Source organism: Leptolyngbya sp. FACHB-1624, assembly GCF_047649235.1.
Taxonomy (GTDB): domain Bacteria; phylum Cyanobacteriota; class Cyanobacteriia; order Leptolyngbyales; family Leptolyngbyaceae; genus Leptolyngbya; species Leptolyngbya boryana.
On the sequence record NZ_CP180258.1, the window covers coordinates 975,570 to 992,828 of the forward strand.

Sequence of the window (17,259 nt, forward strand, 5' to 3'; positions counted from 1 at the left end):
GGTCTCTTGCAGGGGGCATCGAATCTAATTTAAATCTAGCGCAAAATCTTGATGTAATCTCCGCTTAATTTCTTGATGCGTCCTCCAAAAGATGTAAATCTATCTATCTCTGTTGATAACGGTAGCCGATCTTTTGAAGACTGAAACATACCAAAGATTAGCTTAATTAATCAGGGTACTCACCAGAATTGGGGATTGAATTCGACGAAAAGCGTGAAATTACCGAGATCTGATGCCACTTAATTATAGATAACGAGGATTTATTGTTCGTCAGCTTTCTCTGATGAACAGGGACAGAGAATCAGATATTTTTATACCTTTCTAAAGATAAATTAGAGAAATCTGTCAATGGGCAGATCTCAAACAGGATGACAGTAGTGTCGGGCAGAGGCGGAGTGAATTAAGGAGAACAGAACCTCAGTACTGAGGGGTTTGACCAAGAACCCATCTACGTCTGGTCGTTGTTCTTGATGGAGCCAGCTTGGAGAATCGGTTTCGGTGACGATGACAAGGGTTGTGCGATCGGCATTAGAAAGCAGTCTGAGTTGATGAATGACGGTTTCGGAGCGGAGATGCTCTTGCAAAATGATCAAGCAAGGGGGATTCTGAGTAACCTTCGCAAGCGCTTGATCGGCGTTCTCTACAATTTCAACGTCGAGTACTACTTGTTGAAGTAACGATTCCAATCCGTCTAATTCTTCAAGTTGAGGAGCTAACAGTAGGATATAAGTGGACGGAAAAACCATGACAGAGTTACAAAGCTAGAGTTTTAATATAGCGGCTGCCGAATTGGGTTCTTTTTAGATGAAATTCGCTGAAAATCTTTCAAGGATTGGGTTTGAATCCTCATTTATTGTTTTTTATGCTTCGGTTTTTCTTAGCTTTTAAGCTTTTAGAAATCTTTCCTGTAAACTTTATAGAACGAATCTTCAATTTCCTTAGAAACACTCAGACTGGTGATTCACTAAAAAAGATGAATTCTGAAGGTTACCTGCGCTACAAATGTCTTACACCAATACTTTCAAGAATCGTTGAGCAAAAATCTAGTCGATCTTAGATGCAATCGACGATCCATTTTTTTAGATTTCATCACAACTTTATTCATCAATGAATGGAAGATTACTTTCATTTAGATTTAAGCTTTTATTCATGATTTCAAGCACTTATTTTGAATTGTTTTCTTAATAGTTTTGATAGAATTCTCTTCCTGATGCTGTTGCGAATTTTGGATAGCCTGCTTCGATCAAGGCGCGATCGCGAATTCGGCAAGAGTCACAGATTCCACAAGGTTCGGTTTCGCCTTGATAGCATGACCAAGTTTTCTCGATCGGCACGCCTAATTTCACCGCCCGTTTCACAATGTCGGTCTTGGAATCGGTAATCAAGGGTGCAATTAATTTCGGCGCATTCCCTTCTAATCCTGCTTTAGACGAGAGTTGAGCGAGCGTCTGAAACGCGGCAAGATATTCAGGGCGGCAATCTGGATAACCTGAATAATCGACAGCATTAATGCCTAAATAGATTGCCTCTGCGTTTTGAGCTTCTGCCAAAGACAGCGCGATCGCAATAAACACCGTGTTTCGTCCGGGGACATAAGTAATCGGAATCTCATCGGGCTGAACACCTGCGATCGGAACTTCAATGGCTGAATCTGTTAAGGCTGATCCTCCCCACTGAGCAAGGTTGACATCCACAATGAAGTGCTGCGGGAGGTGCAAATGTTGAGCAATGTCCTGAGCAGATTGGAGTTCGCGATCGTGGCGCTGACCATAGCGAAATGAAAGCGCGATCACATCATATCCATCTGCGATCGCTTGGGCAGCGACGGTTGCTGAATCTAGACCACCGGACAATAAAACAACGGCTTTCGGCATCGCGACTGATTGAACAACGACTTACGTCCTTTTTACCATTCCGTCTCTCTGTTGCCTGCCTGCTCACATGTTTGCTTAATCTTGCTCACCGTTTTTATGAACAGCTCGATTCATCGAGCGGGATAGATGCGGATTGAGCTGCCAGTGCGGAAGGAGTCGTGAACTCAAAACTAGGACGCAACTGATAGGCATGAAGTTGCTCCTGTAGCGATTGAGCGACGGAAGAGACAAATAAGTCTGGACAGCGAAAGGAAATGTAATCTAACGCGATCGCGATCTGTAAACTTGCTACATCTGGTCGCTGTTGGGCTGAAAAGCTCGGTAAATCTTGAACCGATAAAGTTTGTAAGACTCGCGTCAGTCCTCGTTCCGTCTGTTCAATCAAAGGATGGGGAGGCAGATCCGCTGGAGCATAGCGTTTTAGACTGGTATGACGAAAAGCAGTTTCCAGCAGCATTTTACCCAAGGCTAATCGCTGCAATTCTTGTAAAGAGGACGATTGTGCGATCGAGGCTGGAATCAGATAGCGAACAATAATACTACTTTCATATAAAGCTTCAGTTTGATTCATCTGCAACACTGGAACCGTAGAGAATGGATTCACTCTAGTTAGCGTTTCGGGAGTATCCCACGGGTTGACCCAGATTAATTCCAAATCGGGAACTGCATATTCTAGAGCGCAAACTAATACCCATCGGGCAAAGGGAGAAGTCGTATTCAGATAAAGTTTCATCGCTTAAATGGACTCTGGAGCGCGAATCGAAGCGGGTTGAGGAATACACAGGATACAAACCGTCGAGATGACCAGCGCGATCGCACTGATCGCATAGAGAGGAAGATAAGAACTCACTTGACGCAGTAGAATTGCCATCCCCATACCCGCGATCGCCTGCGTCAAAGCAAACGAGAACGTCATCGCTCCCCAAGCCCGATGATGTTCCTGTGTACCCACTAACTGCAAACAATACGTCGAAACCAGTGTCACAATCCCTGGCGTAAACATCCCAACTAAAAACGCAGAACCATGCAACATCCAAAGCTTTTGTGTCAACAGAGGTATCATAACCCCCAGTGCTTTCAGCCCAAAACCTAGCACCAAGCACCGACGCACTCCCAACCGATCTCCCATCACTCCGGTCAAGAGCGGGCCGACAGCCGCACCAATGCCGAATAATGCCCAGGACAGTCCTCCTGATGCCAGTGAGAACCCTAAATCTCGAACTAGAAAATCAACCCAGAACAAGGTATGCGGCAAAAAACCGACCGCATTCAGCGCATAGGCAATCAAGAGACACCCGATTCCCCGGTTCAGAGAGTGCGATTTCATCACAGGCGGAGTCACCGTGGAGGGATTTGGAGCAACATCCAGTTCAGCCCAGGTTTTCCAGGTCATCAGTGTTAGCCCAGCGCAAGCTAGCCCCATCGCCACCCAAGCAACCTTGATATGAATCTGTACCAATACTGGAATCAGCAGTCCAGACAAGGCAGCACCTAACCCAATCCCCGAAAAGATGACTCCAGCAACGCGACTCCGCCTGTCCTGGCGAACGTGGGGAAGAACCATAGGAGCAGCCAAAATCATCAAGATCGCTCCACCCACGCCTGAAAGAAATCGCCAACTATAAAACCATCCAAACCCCATTTGCGGAAAAGCACAGGCAAAGTAGCTGCTAGAACAACACAGCATCGCTATCCGCATCAAAGTTGCACGGTTTACTTGCGAGCCAAAACGCCGAATCAGGAAAGGACCCAATAGATAACCTAATAATGCTGCAACGCCAAATTGGGCTGCTTCTTCTTGAGAAAACCAGTTAGCTTGAATCAGCACAGGCATCAGTGTGATGTAAGCAAATCGCCCAATACCGTTACCTGTAAAGGTTGCCGCTAAACCAGCGAACCAAAAGTTCGATCGATAAAAACTCTTCACTTGATGACTGGAGGTATAGAGTGCAATCAAATTAACGCTGATACAGCGACTGAACCTGACTTGGTGGCTGTGAGTTGATCACGCAGTGCTTGGACAACGCGATCGGCATCTAAGAGCGCTGTCGAATTGACAAACGGACGCGGCAAGATGAACGTGTAAAATTTAGGTCCTTCGATCGGCGTGCCTAAAACCCAAAAGTTCGGATATACAACATTCGCTGGACTAATCAGATTCAGATCGCTGGAGACATCTAAGCCACCCGGATGAAACTGCCCATTCATAAAAGGTCGAGAGATTCCATCTGCAATCAACTGGCGAAGCAGGGGGTTCGCACTGGCTTGAGGAGGAGGCATCGCAATTCGAGAACGAATTAACGCGTGGGCTTCAACCTGCTCAAACATGCCTTGAATCACGAATCGCCGCCGAGTTTGATCAAACTGACAGCGTGGATGAGGTCCTAAATCAAGTTTGAGAATTCCGGCGGATTGCAGGGCAAGCATTTCTTCAAGTCTTGCTTTGGGTGGACCAACTGCTAGGCGATTCATAACAGGAAGAAAGGTCTGGACAAACCAACGGTGACTGTCTTCAGTCAGTCCCCCAAAATCAACGACGTAGCGCAAATTATCTCGCAGATCTCGCAGCACATCGCAAGCTGCTTTAAACGGGTTCGAGAGATTGCCTTCGTTCGCGGAACTTAAATCCTCGTGCAAGTAGCTGTCTAACCAGGTTTTGTAGTGCTCATATGTCGATAAGCTTTGAGAGGGAATTGGATTGACTAAGCGCTGCCAGTCAAAGTGCTGATGCAATGGAATCTCAGCAGCGATCAGCGATCGCCGTTGTCTCTGTGTGGCAGCAAGATAGGAATTCGAGAACTGATGAGCAGCAGTAAAACCTTTGTGTTTTTGCACATAAGTTCTGCTGTATACGAATTCCATATCTGCTAAGAGCAATGGGAGAACTTGCGTTTGAAAATCGAGTTGTCCATGTTTTGCTTTGAGTTGAGCGATCGCTGATCGGTTGAGAAAGCGAGCTTGATACTGCTCACGCACTTCTTTCTCATTCCGGGCGCGCGCCGTAATCGGCAGCCCGGATCTGGCAAAGCCAATCATTTTTGGTTCCTGACCCGAAGCTTGATAGCAGACTTGACCATTTTGCTCGCGATTAAATTTACCGCCTCGTCCGATCGTCAGCATCGAGATCACATCACACGCTGAGAGTCCTAGACCTTCGATCGCGACCGTTTCATCAGGCTGAATTCCTTGAACCGCTGGATCTAGAGGATAGACCGGAAACAATCGCTGTTCGCATTGCTCTGGAGTTAATGGCTCCTGCTCATGACCTGTGGTGAGAAAAGTGTATCGAACAAAATGAGTGTCACCCGACTCATCTTTTAATTTCCAGATTGTCCCTTCTGAAGCTGCGATCGGCGATGCTGCGACGACATACTTTGAAACTGTGACAATCTTAACGGTGGTGGGTGCTAGGCTGCACAAGTAGTCAAAGCTCCAGGCTAAATACTCTCCCAGTCGCTTTCTTGGATAGTAGGCATTTGGATCAGAGGGAGAACTAGAGCGATCTCGATCGCAAAGCCATTCATAGAAGGAAGGACCTGCAAGCTGAAATCCTGAGCCTTGAACAGTTGGATCAGAAAAGACAGTGATTTGACTGGCAATTGTATTCACCAACAAATGTTCGGGCTGATGGACTGAGTGGCAGCCCGAACCAAAGGGATCACGATCGAAAACCTTAACAACAATCGGAGCTAAAAACTGATCGGCTCTGGCGAATGCAACAATTCGTTCTAAAACACTTAAGCCTCTAGCGCCTGCACCAATAATCGCAATCAGATCTCCCGTGGTATCTGCCTGATTCAGTGAGTTTATCTTCATTCGATCGTCTTACGGTTGTTAGACATCCTATGGCTCAATCGGGAACTGCTCTCATCTTTAGCTCGAACTCAATAATGCCCACGCCAGGGATGCTTTAACCAGGTGATCTATGTATTTAGTATAAAGAAGTACTTCTAATACAAGGTGTCCTCATGATGGTTAAGTAGAAGATTTGCCTGATAAATTATGGTGATTACAATTCTGGAACCCAGAGTATAATTCGTTGAATTCAGTACTCATTTGGTATATTCAAATGCTTCAAACTCCTCCTACCATTGCAGAACTAAAGCAAGGTGACTTAGCGGTGGTTGTTGCCGATCAGCAAGGAAATGTGGTTGATGTCAATTCACACTTTGAACGCATTTTTGGGTGGACATCAACAGAAATTATTGGACAACCGCTCACCGTAATTCTCCCACCATTTTTTCAAGATGCTCACAACTTAGGATTTGCACGCTTTTCAGCAACGGGACACTCAAAAGTCCTGAATCACCCCTTAAACCTAAAGGCTGTCACGAAAGACAATCAAGAAATTGAGTCTGAGCATTTTATCGTTGCAGAAAAGCAGGGCGAACAATGGTTATTTGCAGCAACTTTGCGTCCACTATAACGATCATCGAGCCTGAGTGTAGAAGTAGATGTTGGGGGAGAAAATCCTTGCTGCAATGCACTTAAGCATCCTTAACACGGAATTAAAGTAGATGGCTAACGAAGATTATCAGTTGAGACACCTTCGTTCTACCCTCAGTAAGATGGAAATCGCTCTTAGTGCTGTTAAGGAGTGCATTGTCTGGACAGATGGTAAGGGGCGAATTAAGTGGTGCAATGAAGCATTAGAGGTGCTTTTGGGTCAACCGAGGTTGATGCTGTTGAGTGCTTCACTTGCGTATAAGCTTCCACTCTGGCTAGAAGGCGAAGCCGTGGAAATGAGCCAGCATCCTGTCACGATCGCTTTAGAAACCCATCAAAGTGGAACACAGTGTTATGAATTTCAAGCTTCTGAGCAAACGCATATTCTAGAGATTTCCTGGGCATTTGTTGAAATCGATCAGCAGGGTATCTTGGAGCATGAAGAGGGGTCAGTATTAGTTTTGCGAGATGTAACTCAGCAATATCTAGCAGAGCGTCAACTCCAAGGCAGCAAAAAACACCTAGAAGAACAGGTCGCTCAGCGAACTCAAGAATTACGTGAAACCAATACTCGTTTGCAAAGAGAGTCAGAACAATTACAACGATTGCTGAGAGAATTACAGGACACGCAGGCTCAACTGATTCAAGCTGAAAAAATGTCTTCTTTAGGGCAGCTCGTAGCAGGCGTTGCTCATGAAATTAACAACCCGGTTTCTTTTATCTACGGCAATCTCTCGCACTTACAAGGATACATCGCTGATATTCTCCACATCTTGCATCTCTATCAACAGCATTATCCAAATCCTGTCATAGAAATTCAGGAGGCTTCAGATGACGCAGACCTTGACTTTATTCAAATAGATTTGCTGAAGATTCTAGACTCGATGCAGATTGGAACAGATCGGATTCAAGAAATCGTTTTGTCGCTCCGTAATTTTTCTCGACTTGATGAAGCTGAGTTCAAAAGAGTCGATCTGCATGAGGGAATTGAAAGTACGCTCTTAATTTTGCAGCATCGCTTGAAACAACAGCCCAACCGTCCAGAAATTCAAATCGTGCGCCACTACGGGCAACTCCCTCAGGTTGAATGTTTGGCAGGGCAACTCAATCAAGTCTTTATGAATCTTCTCAGTAATGCGATCGATGCTTTAGAAGAAGTCAGCCAACCTCAAATTACAATTCAAACCTGCGTGATCGGAGATTCAGTGGAAATTACGATCGCAGATAATGGTTCTGGCATCTCTGAAACAGTTCGAGCAAAAATCTTCAATCCGTTTTTCACAACCAAACCGATTGGCAAAGGTACAGGCATGGGACTGTCAATTAGCTATCAGTTGATTGTAGAAAAACATCACGGGAAGCTAGAGTGTTTCTCCCGTGAAGGAGAAGGCGCTGAGTTTTTGATCCGAGTTCCAATTCACCAGCGGATTCACTCTCAAATCTAATTTTTCAAAGCTATGGTTATCGTTGGGCAAGTTGGGGAGCACGTCCTGTTAAGCCGGACATGATGCGAAAGACCAGCGATCGTATCGGCGGGATATTCTGCAAAAACCATAAGCTAAACCGACGGAGTTGAACAATCGGAAAAATCTGATTCGAGAATGTCCGATTGAGGATGTCGGTAATGCTCAAGATGATGAGATTTTCCCACTGTCGCCAGCGCTCATATCGCCGCAACACTTTCAAACTGGCAATGTCTTCACCGCGTTTTTGTGCAGTTTGTAGAACTTGAGCCAGCGCTGCCGCGTCTCGAATTCCCATGTTGATGCCTTGCCCTCCTAAGGGATGACAACTATGGGCTGCATCGCCAATTAATGCGAGTTGCGGCAGGACATAGCGCCGACTGTGCATGAGTTGAATCGGAAATAGATAGCGATTTCCTTCGATTTGGGGTGTGCCAAATTTTGAGCCGTAGCGCTGTTGGAACGTTTCGATAAATTGACGATCGTCTAATGCCACTAACTTCTCAGCTTCGGCTCTGTTGGTTGTCCAAACAATTCGATAGCGATCGTCAGTCAGCGGCAAAATTCCAGAAGGACCTGTACTCCAGAACCATTCGTAAGCTGTGTTGTCGTGAGGTGATTCGAGTTTGAGCGTGGCGACGACGCAGGCTTGCCCATATTGCCAGCCGAATGTTTTGATTCCGGCTTGTTGACGGAGGGGCGATCGTGATCCATCCGCTGCAATAACTAAATGCGATCGGATCTGCTGGATCTCTCCATTTAGCATCACATCAAGGGTTGCTCCGTTCGGTTGAAATTCAGTTTTCACGACTTTAGCAGGGCAGAACAACTCGACATTCGAGCAAGACTTGAGCAATTGATGCAGTGCGGAAATTAATACGCGATGCTCAGCGACATAGCCGAGCGTTTCTGTCCCAATGTCATTGGGTGCAAACTTCACAGCATTGGGAGAATTTGCATCGGTTAACTGAACCCGCTTGTAGGTTTCGACCTGAGAGCGAATTTCTTGCCAAATGCCCATACCTTCAAAAATTCGACTGGAGAGGAGCGAAATTGAGTAGGCTTGAGCACGGGATACAGCTTGCGATGTGAGTTCGGCTTCGATCAGTGCAACTCGGAATCCGGAGTCTTTCAAGGCACAAGCGAAGGTTGTCCCGACAACTCCGCCTCCGACGATCGCAATATCAAATTCAGGCAATTGCATATCTGAGCGCACGATACGAAACTTTACATCCTATTGTCGCGTAGAGTTCCAAGACGAGCAAGTGCGATCGGCAATTTCTTCCGCCTCACATTTTAGGGAAAATTCCGTAATTGCGCTGAGATACGATTTGAGTAATTTTGAGAATCACCCAGTCAGGCGAACGTTGTGGGCGAAGTGCAGGAGAGGGTAAAACTTTATTCTATTCATCGAATAGAGCACAGATACCCCGAAGGGCGATGGATGGGGGCATCCAAATCTCCATCGGGGCTTTTTTTTAGAAGTTGAGAGTTCACAGGGCTGCCAACATCAGGTCTTCAGCAATGTCGAAGTTGGCGGTGGCGTTCTGAACGTCATCTAAGCTATCGAGTGCGTCCATGAGTTTGAGGAGCGATCGCGCATGATCGGGGTCGGTAACTTCGATCGTATTCTGAGGAATCCAACGCAGTTCGACCTGGGCTACGGTGTATCCTTGTTCTTTCAAAGCTTGGCTGAGCGCTTCTAAATTTCCGACTTCGGTAAACACTTCTGCAGCTTGACCGTCTTCGGTTTCAATCAATTCATAGGCATCTGCACCGCCTTCAAGACAGGCTTCGAGGAGCGCATCTTCGTCAATTTCTACTGCTTCGAGCTTACGACCTCGTTTCTGAGGAGCAAAGGACAGTTCGACAATTCCCTTTTGCTCAAACATCCAGTTCACGCAGCCAGTTTCACCTAAGTTTCCGCCGTTTTTGCTAAATGCCTCTCTCAAATCAGCCGCAGTTCGATTGCGGTTATCGGTTAGCGCTTCGATTAAGACAGCAACTCCGCCTGCCCCGTAACCTTCATACTGAATTGCTTCGAGTGGCGCATCTGTCCCGAGTTTGCCAGCACCTTTAGCGATCGCTCGTTCAATATTGTCGTTTGGGATTCCGGCGGCTTTGGCTTTCTCGATCGCAGTTCTCAACTGAAAATTGCCTGCGGGGTCAGGTACACCATTTCGGGCCGCTACAATAATTTCGCGCGAAACCTTGGTAAAGACATTGGCTCTTTTCGCGTCTACTCTCGCTTTTTGCCGCTTAATATTTGCCCACTTACTATGTCCTGCCATAACCTGAAAATCGAAACGGTGCGATTCTTAGGATATCGGATGAGCAGAAATTTCGGCTAGGATTTGCCGCCTGTGAAGGTGACACCTTGAATGAAATAGCGATTGAAAAAGGCATAGATTGCGAGAGCAGGTAGAGTGAATATCATTGAGGCTGCCATGATGTAATTCCAGTAGGTAATGTATTGACCTTTGAAGGCATTTAGACCGATTGGTAAAGTAAACATTTCGGGGTTAGACATGACGACCAGTGGAAGCAGAAATTCATTCCACGACCCCATAAAAATAAAAATAGTTTGTGCCGCAAGTGCAGGTTTTGCAAGCGGTAAAACAATTTGAAAGAATGTCTCAAATCGATTCAGTCCGTCCAGTTCAGCAGCTTCTTCTAACTCTTTTGGAAAGTTAATAAAAAACTGTCGCATCATGAAAATGAATGTGGCATTAACGGCGGTTGGAATAATTAAACCCTGGTAGGAATTCAGCCAGCCTAATGATTTGAGAATGAGAAATTTTGGTAAGAGTGTAATTTGAGCCGGGACAACTAATACAGCCAGAATTAGAAAGAAAAATAAGCGATTTCCTGGAAATCGAATTCGAGCCAGGGCATAGCCTGCCATTGAATTAAATAAAAGATTGAAAGCTGTGACTATCGCAGCTACGATCGCGCTATTTAATAGCCATCTTCCGAACAAAGGTTCGCGCGAAAAAATCTGCTGATAATTCTCGAATGTGAAATTATTTGGGATAAAGTTTGAGCCGCTCCCGGAAATTTCAGCGAGGGGTTTGAATGAAGCGGAAAGCGCCCAGAGAAAGGGAATAAAAGTGACGATCGCATAAAGAATGAGTCCCGCATACATTACCCAAATTAGCCATTTTGTTTTCATGAATCTAATCTCTCTTCTTTGAATAAAGCGCGCTGAATCAAAGTTGCAGTCATGATCACCAAAGCAAGAATTAGAGTTAATGCCAGCGCATATCCCATGTCTAAACTTTTGAAGGCGTACTGATAAATCAAAAGAACAATGGTTAAAGTTGCATTGTCAGGGCCACCCGATCCGTTTGAGAAAATATAAGACTGATCAAATAGTTGAAATGTCCCAATAATTCCCATCGTGATCACAAAGAATGTGACAGGTTTTAGAAAGGGCAATGTGATACACCAAAACTTCTCCCAAGCTGTTGCTCCATCAATTGAAGCGGCTTCATATAAGCTCTCCGGGATGTCTTGAAGTGCGGCTAAATAAATCACCATAAATAGCGGAGCAGTTGCCCAAATATTCATCAACATGATGCCTTTGAGTGCAACTTGTGGATCGCCTAACCAGTTGTAAGTCGGCAGCCCGATCGCGCTTAGAAATCCATTTAGTAATCCGTTCGAGTTGTAAATCCACATGAAAATCAGTGTGAGAACGGCTGATGATGTGACGGTGGGCAGAAAAAAAGCAACTCGAAACCAGCTTTTACCTCGGATCTTTGCATTCAATAACAGTGCTAAAACGAGTGCGAGAATTGTTTGGATCGGTACAACGATCGAGACGTATTGAATCGTATTGAGTAAAGCAATCCGAACTCTTTCATCATCTTGAATTCGGATGAAATTCTTCAATCCTGTAAAGTTGTAATTGACTTCGCCGAGCAATTGAACTTTGTAGAAAGCAAGAACGATCGCGTAAATGACAGGCAGCATCAAAAAGACACCCAAGATAATAATCGTTGGGGTCATAAATGCGTAACCCGATATCGCTTCTCTAAGTTTCTTAGTTTGATAAATAGATTTCACGGTTGGCAGTTTCCTGGGCGCGCTTCATTGCATTGGGCAAAGTTTGTTGTCCTAATAGGGCACTAACAAACTGATTATCAAAATTGGTCATAATCGTTGGCAGAGTTTCGCCTGCTTGCCAGATTGTTCCATATTTTGCGCCTGCGACAAGTGGTGCATAAATTGGATTACGATCGTATTTTAATTCTGCTAAAACTGAGCGACGAGAAGGCAGCGCAACGCCTTGATTTGCCCAGGCTTTCATTCCGGATTGATTCGTTAAATATTGAATCAATTTCCAAGCTGCATCTTTATGCTTGGATTGGCGATTCATTACATATCCGACTGTGAAAATCATTGTTCCATTTCGGTTATTAATCGTAGGAATCTCTGCAGTTTGAAATTTCAGATTTGGGAATGTTTCTTTTAAGTAAGGGACTGCCCAAGCGCCCTCGATCGCCATTGCGACTCGACCTTGCCCAAAGGCTTCGCTGTTTGAGTTTGCGCCGACATCGGAGGGTTGAGCAGCAGAGCGATCGCGGCGATACTGATCGATTACAAGCTGCAAGCCTTGAATGCCATTTGAACTTGCAAATGCAGCGTTATTATTCTGATCAACGAGACTGCCGCCAAAGGCTTTGATCATAAAAGCTTGGCGCGGCAATTCTGGAGCGATTCCGATTCCGTACTGATCGATTTTGCCATCTTTGTTTTTATCGATCGTTAATTTCTTCGCATAATCTGTCAACTCGCTCCAAGTTTTTGGAGGTTTCGAGAATCCAGCATTTTTTAGCTCAGTTGAATTATAAAAAAGAGCGAGTGTTGAAAAGTCTTTTGGGATTCCGTAAACGGTATTACCTTGCTTAAATGCGTTTAATAGATTGGGTTCAAAATCGTCCAGTTTAAAATCTGGTTTGATATATGAATTGAGCGGTTCTAATACGCCATATTTAATTAATGTCGGTGCTTCAAATGCTTCGAGATAAAAGACATCTGGCGCAACTTCACCAATTAAACGAGTTCGGATTACATCCATATATTGGCTATTAATCACTTCTCGTTTGACTCGAATCGTTGGATTCTTCGCCTCAAATTCTCGAATAACTTTGTCGAGTAATTTCCCTTCATTCGGATTACTTTGCCATCCGCTTAATGTAATTTCAATTTTGCGATCCGACTGCGATCGACAGCCTAACGTGAAGAAAACTAAACTGATCGCGATCGAACAAGAAAGCAATTTCCTCATACACTTGTAATCTGAAGTCATTCTTTCATCCTAATCATGCCGTCTCGGTTTGCAAGCCTGCTGAAATCAATCTTCTTCATGGGAATGGTCTGTCTCAGTCTGTGCCTCAGCAGTTGCCAATCGACTCAGGCATCGGGCGTGATTCACCTGACTTTGTGGCAAGGCGTGAATCCGCCTCCGAATCGGGATGTGCTGCAAAAACTCGTCGATCGCTTTAATCAGCAAAATCCCAAGATCCAAGTCGAATCACTCTACGTCGGACAAGGCGACCAACAAATGCCCAAAATTCTGGCGGCAGTCGTTGGCAATGCGGCTCCTGATATGTTGTGGTTTGCGCCGATGATTACCGGGCAATTGGTTGAACTCAATGCACTGCGATCGCTTGATGACTTCGATCCTCCTGTCAAATCTGAACTCGACCCCACGCTCAAAGAAACAACAAACTACGAGGGTAAAACCTGGTCGATTCCATTTAGCACGAATAATGTTGGCATCTACTATCGCCCTAGTCTGTTCAAAGCAGCAGGCATCAAAGACCTGCCAAAAACTTGGACAGAGTTTCGCTCCGTCGCAAAACAACTGACTCGCGATACAAACGGAGATGGAAAAGCAGATCGATTCGGAATGCTTTTACCGCTAGGCAAAGGTGAATGGACAGTTTTTACTTGGCTTCCCTTTATGTTTAGCGGCGGTGGGGAACTGGCAACTCCTCAAATTGCTGAAGTCGTTTTGAAAAAATTAAATGAAACAACAAAGCAGCAATCCTCAAACTCTTCATCAAATATCGGTCAACAGATGATGATGGATGGACGAGCAGATGTGAGTTCAGTTCATTTAAGGCAGTTAAATATTGTAAATTCGGGAGCGATCGCTGCTCTCAACTTCTGGCGCGACTTAATGCAAGATGGTTCCGCAATTCTCTCTCAACCCGAACGCGGCTATGAGCTAGACAGCTTCCTTGCTGGCAAAGTCGCAATGCAGCTTTCAGGGCCTTGGACACTTGGGCAACTGCAAGCTACAAAAGTTGATTTCGGAGTGTTACCGATTCCGTCTGAAAAGCAACCTGCAACCGTTATTGGAGGCGAGAATTTATTCCTCTTCAAATCCAAGCCAGAACGAGAACAAGCCGCATTAAAATTTGCCGAATTTGTCATGAGCGAAGCGTTTCAGACCGAATGGGCGATCGGGACTGGCTATCTTCCAACTAATTTAAAATCCCGTGAAAGCCAAGCTTATAAGGAGTTTCGAGCGAAACAGCCTGCGGTTGATGTCTTCCTAAATCAAGCAAAATTTGGTAAATCTCGTCCGATTTTCCCCGGTTACAATCGCATTTCTGACAACTTGGGACGCGCGATCGAAGCGACATTACTCGATCGTGCTACTCCTGAAGCTGCTCTCAAATCCTCACAACAACGACTCGATTTGATCTTTAAGTAAGCGCATATTTCACGACCCAACGCCGAAAGAGTTCGACTTTGATGCACCAAGTTTGATTCACTTCGTGAACGACATCGTGACGGCGAAGGGCTTCGATCGCGGTATCAAATTGGGCGGGGTCGAATTGTTGTAAAAGAACGTCGCGGGATAGACCTTGGTGAGCGATCGCTTTGAGGATGTCTTGCTGTCCGGGGGGAGATTGGGCGGTTTGTTGCCAGACTCCGGTGAAGTAGTAGCGTCCGTTGTCGTAGAGGTCGGAGCTTTCGGTGATGGTGGTGAGATCGTCGATCGAGAATTGGTGGGATCTGTCGCGCCCTTGCTCGAAGACTTGGGCGTTGTAGCGGCGGACGAGTTGAAAGCCGAGGAGTTGGACGAGGTAGGGCTGTCCGGCGGTGAGGTCGAAGATTTCGTCGTAGAGGTCGGGGGCGTAGTCGAGGGGGAAGTCGTCGGAGGGGTTGGCGAGGAGTTGGCGGGTGGAAGCTCGATCGAGGAAGCTCAAACGGATCGGGATGACGCTGGCAAAGAAGGGGCTGAAGTAGTCTTCGGTCATTTCTTCGAGGGTGTGGAGTCCGGCGAAGGCGAAGGCGATTTTGGGACTCATTTGGACGAGTCCGCGCAGGTAGCTGAGAAAGTCGGGGCTGAGTTTTTCGGCTGTGATCAGGTCTTCGAGTTTTTCAAATTCGTCGAGGGCGATGATTAGTCCTTTGGAGTCGGGGGATTGGATGAGGGATTGCAGGTAGCGGCGGAAGGTGGGATAGGGGAGATTGATCAGATCGGTGTCAGAGGGAGCGGGGTGGTTGGTGGCTTGGGCGATTTCGTCGCAGATGGAGAGGAGGACTTCGCCTGCGCCTTGGGTGACTTCGCCGAGGTTGAGGAGGTTGACGTAGATCAGTTGGGTGTTGGAGCCGAGGCGATCGTTGATGTTGCGAAGCAGTGAGGTTTTGCCCATGCGGCGATGACCATAGAGGACGACGGATTGGAGTCGATCGCTCATGAACCAGAGTTCTTCGAGTTGTTTGAGGATGTCATCGCGTCCGACGAAGAGGCTGCCTTCTACGGGGTCGCCTGCGATATAGGGATTTTGGACGGGTTTGAGGATTTCGATTCTGCCGATTTCGCCAACGGACTTGAGGAGAGAATCGCGCCAGGTTCGGGCGATCGATAAAATCAGTTTTCGCTCTGCTTTGGGGAGTTGGTCGGGGGCTTCGAGGATGGAGTTGAGATCGCCTAAAGCGCGGTTTGAGGCGAAAGCTCTAGCGGTTCGAGATGCGGCATTGCAGACGACTCGGATATCTTCGGAGGCGCGGCGGATAGCGGCGATCGCGTTCCAGCTTTCGGGGCGGAGGAGTGGGGGGTGGGGAGTGGGGGGAAGGTTTAAGGTTGCGATTTGCTGAAGGTCTGAGACTTGAGCACGATCGAGAATCGTGGCGAGCAGGAGCATTTCTTTGCCGTGGGGAAGATCTTCGACGACTTGGAAAGCTTCGATCGCGATTTTGGCATCTTCTTGGTAAAGAAACCAAAAACCAGCGGCAGCAGCGCGAGTTGGTGAATTAAACCGAAAGTTCGTATTTACTTTTTCGGGAAATATCTGCTTGATGATTTTTGGCAGAATCAGGAGAGTATCAATGCATTCGGCTTTTATAGCTGTGTTAAGAGAGACAGAAGCGTATTTGACAATTTCTTGATTCCGAATGAGATCAGAAAGAGAAGCAACTTGAGAGATCGCGCTGTTAGGAGGAGTTTTTGCAAGAACCGAATTAACTGCTTGAATAACGATAGTAAATTGTAGTGTGTATGTTAGTAGTTCATTGGCAATCTTCAAGCCAGCTTCCCAATCTTGCTGCATCCAAGCAAATATCCGCTGTTCAACTGAAGGAATCGGTAAAAGCGTGATGCGAGGAAGTAGCCATTGCTGCTGTTGAAACCTTCGTATTCCAGGATGCAACCCCCAGAGCCAGTTCTCAGGACGTAATATAGCGACGCCAAAAGCCGCGACCATCAGCACGCCAAAAGCCGCGATAACCACCGCACCAACAACTCTGCCAGAAATTACGCCAACACTTATGCCAATAGCCACAAAAAAAGATGCGCTAACCACCATGCTAAAAGCTGTGTCTGAAGCTGCGTCTGAAGGTATGTCAGAAGTTACACCAAAAGCCACACCAAGAGCCACACCAGAAGCCACACCAAAAGCTGAGATTATCAGCACGCTAAAAGCCGTGTAAGAAGCTAAGGCAATGCCTAAACTAATGCCTAAAGCAACGCCTGAAGGTATGCTAGAAGCTATGCCAGAAGCTATGCCAGAAGCCACACCAGAAGTTATGTTAGAAGCAAGAGTTGCACCTAAAGCAGCACCTAAAGTTGTACCTAAAGCTACACGAAACCAACTTACAGATAATCCTGCCACCTCAAGCAAGTAGCAGATTAGAAAAGGAGTCGCAATTTGCAGAATTAACCCTTGCAGGTACAGTTTTGCTTGAACTGGATTATTAAAAACCCATTGGAGCTTCTCATGCCAAGACTTGATATCATCAAAGGCTGTCTCACGCCATGCAAATTCATTCACATACCATCGGAGTGCCTGCGGAAAGTAGAACACCCAGTACAGCAAGCGCACGTAATCTAACGGGTTCCACAGCGAGAGCGGACGACGCAGCTTTGGGGCGAGATCAAGCTTAGGGACGGGCTGGCTCATAGATTGGGCGATCGAGATTGATAGAAGTGTTAGGCTGTCTGAATGACGACT

General features: G+C 46.2%; 14 protein-coding genes. 3 read left to right on the forward strand and 11 right to left on the reverse strand.

Annotation, left to right across the window (positions count from 1 at the left end):
* Positions 1-359 precede the first annotated feature (359 nt).
* The 5 genes from ACMUEV_RS04500 to ACMUEV_RS04520 all read right to left on the reverse strand — a co-directional run bounded on the left by ACMUEV_RS04500 (position 360) and on the right by ACMUEV_RS04520 (position 5,690).
* Complete coding sequence (locus ACMUEV_RS04500) at positions 360-746, reverse strand: two-component system response regulator (RefSeq protein ID WP_017290475.1); 387 nt, start codon at positions 744-746, stop codon at positions 360-362.
* 435 nt (positions 747-1,181) lie between these two features.
* Positions 1,182-1,874 (reverse strand): 7-cyano-7-deazaguanine synthase QueC, encoded by a 693-nt coding sequence (gene queC / locus ACMUEV_RS04505; protein ID WP_190653495.1) that lies wholly within the window; start codon positions 1,872-1,874, stop codon positions 1,182-1,184.
* Positions 1,875-1,968: 94 nt separating this feature from the next.
* Positions 1,969-2,607 carry a glutathione S-transferase family protein gene (locus ACMUEV_RS04510; RefSeq protein ID WP_190653494.1) on the reverse strand — a complete coding sequence of 213 codons (639 nt, stop codon included), beginning with the start codon at positions 2,605-2,607 and terminating at the stop codon, positions 1,969-1,971.
* Between the two features lie 3 nt (positions 2,608-2,610).
* On the reverse strand, positions 2,611-3,801 hold the full coding sequence (locus ACMUEV_RS04515) for a YbfB/YjiJ family MFS transporter (protein ID WP_347277635.1): 1,191 nt from the start codon (positions 3,799-3,801) through the stop codon (positions 2,611-2,613).
* A gap of 26 nt (positions 3,802-3,827) precedes the next feature.
* Entirely contained in the window at positions 3,828-5,690 is a 1,863-nt protein-coding gene (locus tag ACMUEV_RS04520) for an FAD/NAD(P)-binding protein (RefSeq protein ID WP_190653492.1), read from the reverse strand.
* 253 nt (positions 5,691-5,943) lie between these two features.
* On the opposite strand from ACMUEV_RS04520, the gene ACMUEV_RS04525 reads away from it, so the two are divergent.
* Both ACMUEV_RS04525 and ACMUEV_RS04530 read left to right on the forward strand, forming a co-directional pair.
* Positions 5,944-6,300 (forward strand): PAS domain S-box protein, encoded by a 357-nt coding sequence (locus tag ACMUEV_RS04525; protein WP_017290470.1) that lies wholly within the window; start codon positions 5,944-5,946, stop codon positions 6,298-6,300.
* A 91-nt stretch (positions 6,301-6,391) separates the two neighbouring features.
* Entirely contained in the window at positions 6,392-7,765 is a 1,374-nt protein-coding gene (locus ACMUEV_RS04530) for an ATP-binding protein (RefSeq protein ID WP_190653491.1), read from the forward strand.
* A 16-nt stretch (positions 7,766-7,781) separates the two neighbouring features.
* On the opposite strand, the gene ACMUEV_RS04535 is transcribed toward ACMUEV_RS04530, so the two are convergent.
* The 5 genes from ACMUEV_RS04535 to ACMUEV_RS04555 all read right to left on the reverse strand — a co-directional run bounded on the left by ACMUEV_RS04535 (position 7,782) and on the right by ACMUEV_RS04555 (position 13,076).
* Positions 7,782-8,987 (reverse strand): FAD-dependent hydroxylase, encoded by a 1,206-nt coding sequence (locus ACMUEV_RS04535; protein ID WP_190653490.1) that lies wholly within the window; start codon positions 8,985-8,987, stop codon positions 7,782-7,784.
* Positions 8,988-9,276: 289 nt separating this feature from the next.
* A complete protein-coding gene (locus ACMUEV_RS04540) occupies positions 9,277-10,074 on the reverse strand; it encodes a YebC/PmpR family DNA-binding transcriptional regulator (protein ID WP_017290467.1) in 798 nt (265 codons plus the stop codon).
* Between the two features lie 56 nt (positions 10,075-10,130).
* Positions 10,131-10,955, reverse strand: a complete 825-nt coding sequence (locus tag ACMUEV_RS04545; RefSeq protein ID WP_190653489.1) for a carbohydrate ABC transporter permease — start codon at positions 10,953-10,955, stop codon at positions 10,131-10,133.
* Positions 10,952-11,794, reverse strand: coding sequence for a carbohydrate ABC transporter permease (locus tag ACMUEV_RS04550; protein WP_199329729.1), 843 nt, complete (start codon positions 11,792-11,794; stop codon positions 10,952-10,954). The genes ACMUEV_RS04545 and ACMUEV_RS04550 overlap by 4 nt, the downstream gene beginning before the upstream one ends.
* Before the next feature lie 34 nt (positions 11,795-11,828).
* Positions 11,829-13,076, reverse strand: a complete 1,248-nt coding sequence (locus ACMUEV_RS04555; RefSeq protein WP_190653487.1) for an ABC transporter substrate-binding protein — start codon at positions 13,074-13,076, stop codon at positions 11,829-11,831.
* Positions 13,077-13,112: 36 nt separating this feature from the next.
* Here ACMUEV_RS04555 and ACMUEV_RS04560 point away from each other — a divergent pair, with 36 nt between their 5' ends.
* Positions 13,113-14,513: an ABC transporter substrate-binding protein gene (locus ACMUEV_RS04560; protein ID WP_242044843.1), complete on the forward strand. Its 1,401-nt coding sequence runs from the start codon at positions 13,113-13,115 to the stop codon at positions 14,511-14,513.
* On the opposite strand, the gene ACMUEV_RS04565 is transcribed toward ACMUEV_RS04560, so the two are convergent.
* Positions 14,506-17,208 carry an AAA family ATPase gene (locus tag ACMUEV_RS04565; RefSeq protein ID WP_190653486.1) on the reverse strand — a complete coding sequence of 901 codons (2,703 nt, stop codon included), beginning with the start codon at positions 17,206-17,208 and terminating at the stop codon, positions 14,506-14,508. The two genes, ACMUEV_RS04560 and ACMUEV_RS04565, sit on opposite strands and share 8 nt — an antisense overlap.
* Positions 17,209-17,259: the final 51 nt, after the last annotated feature.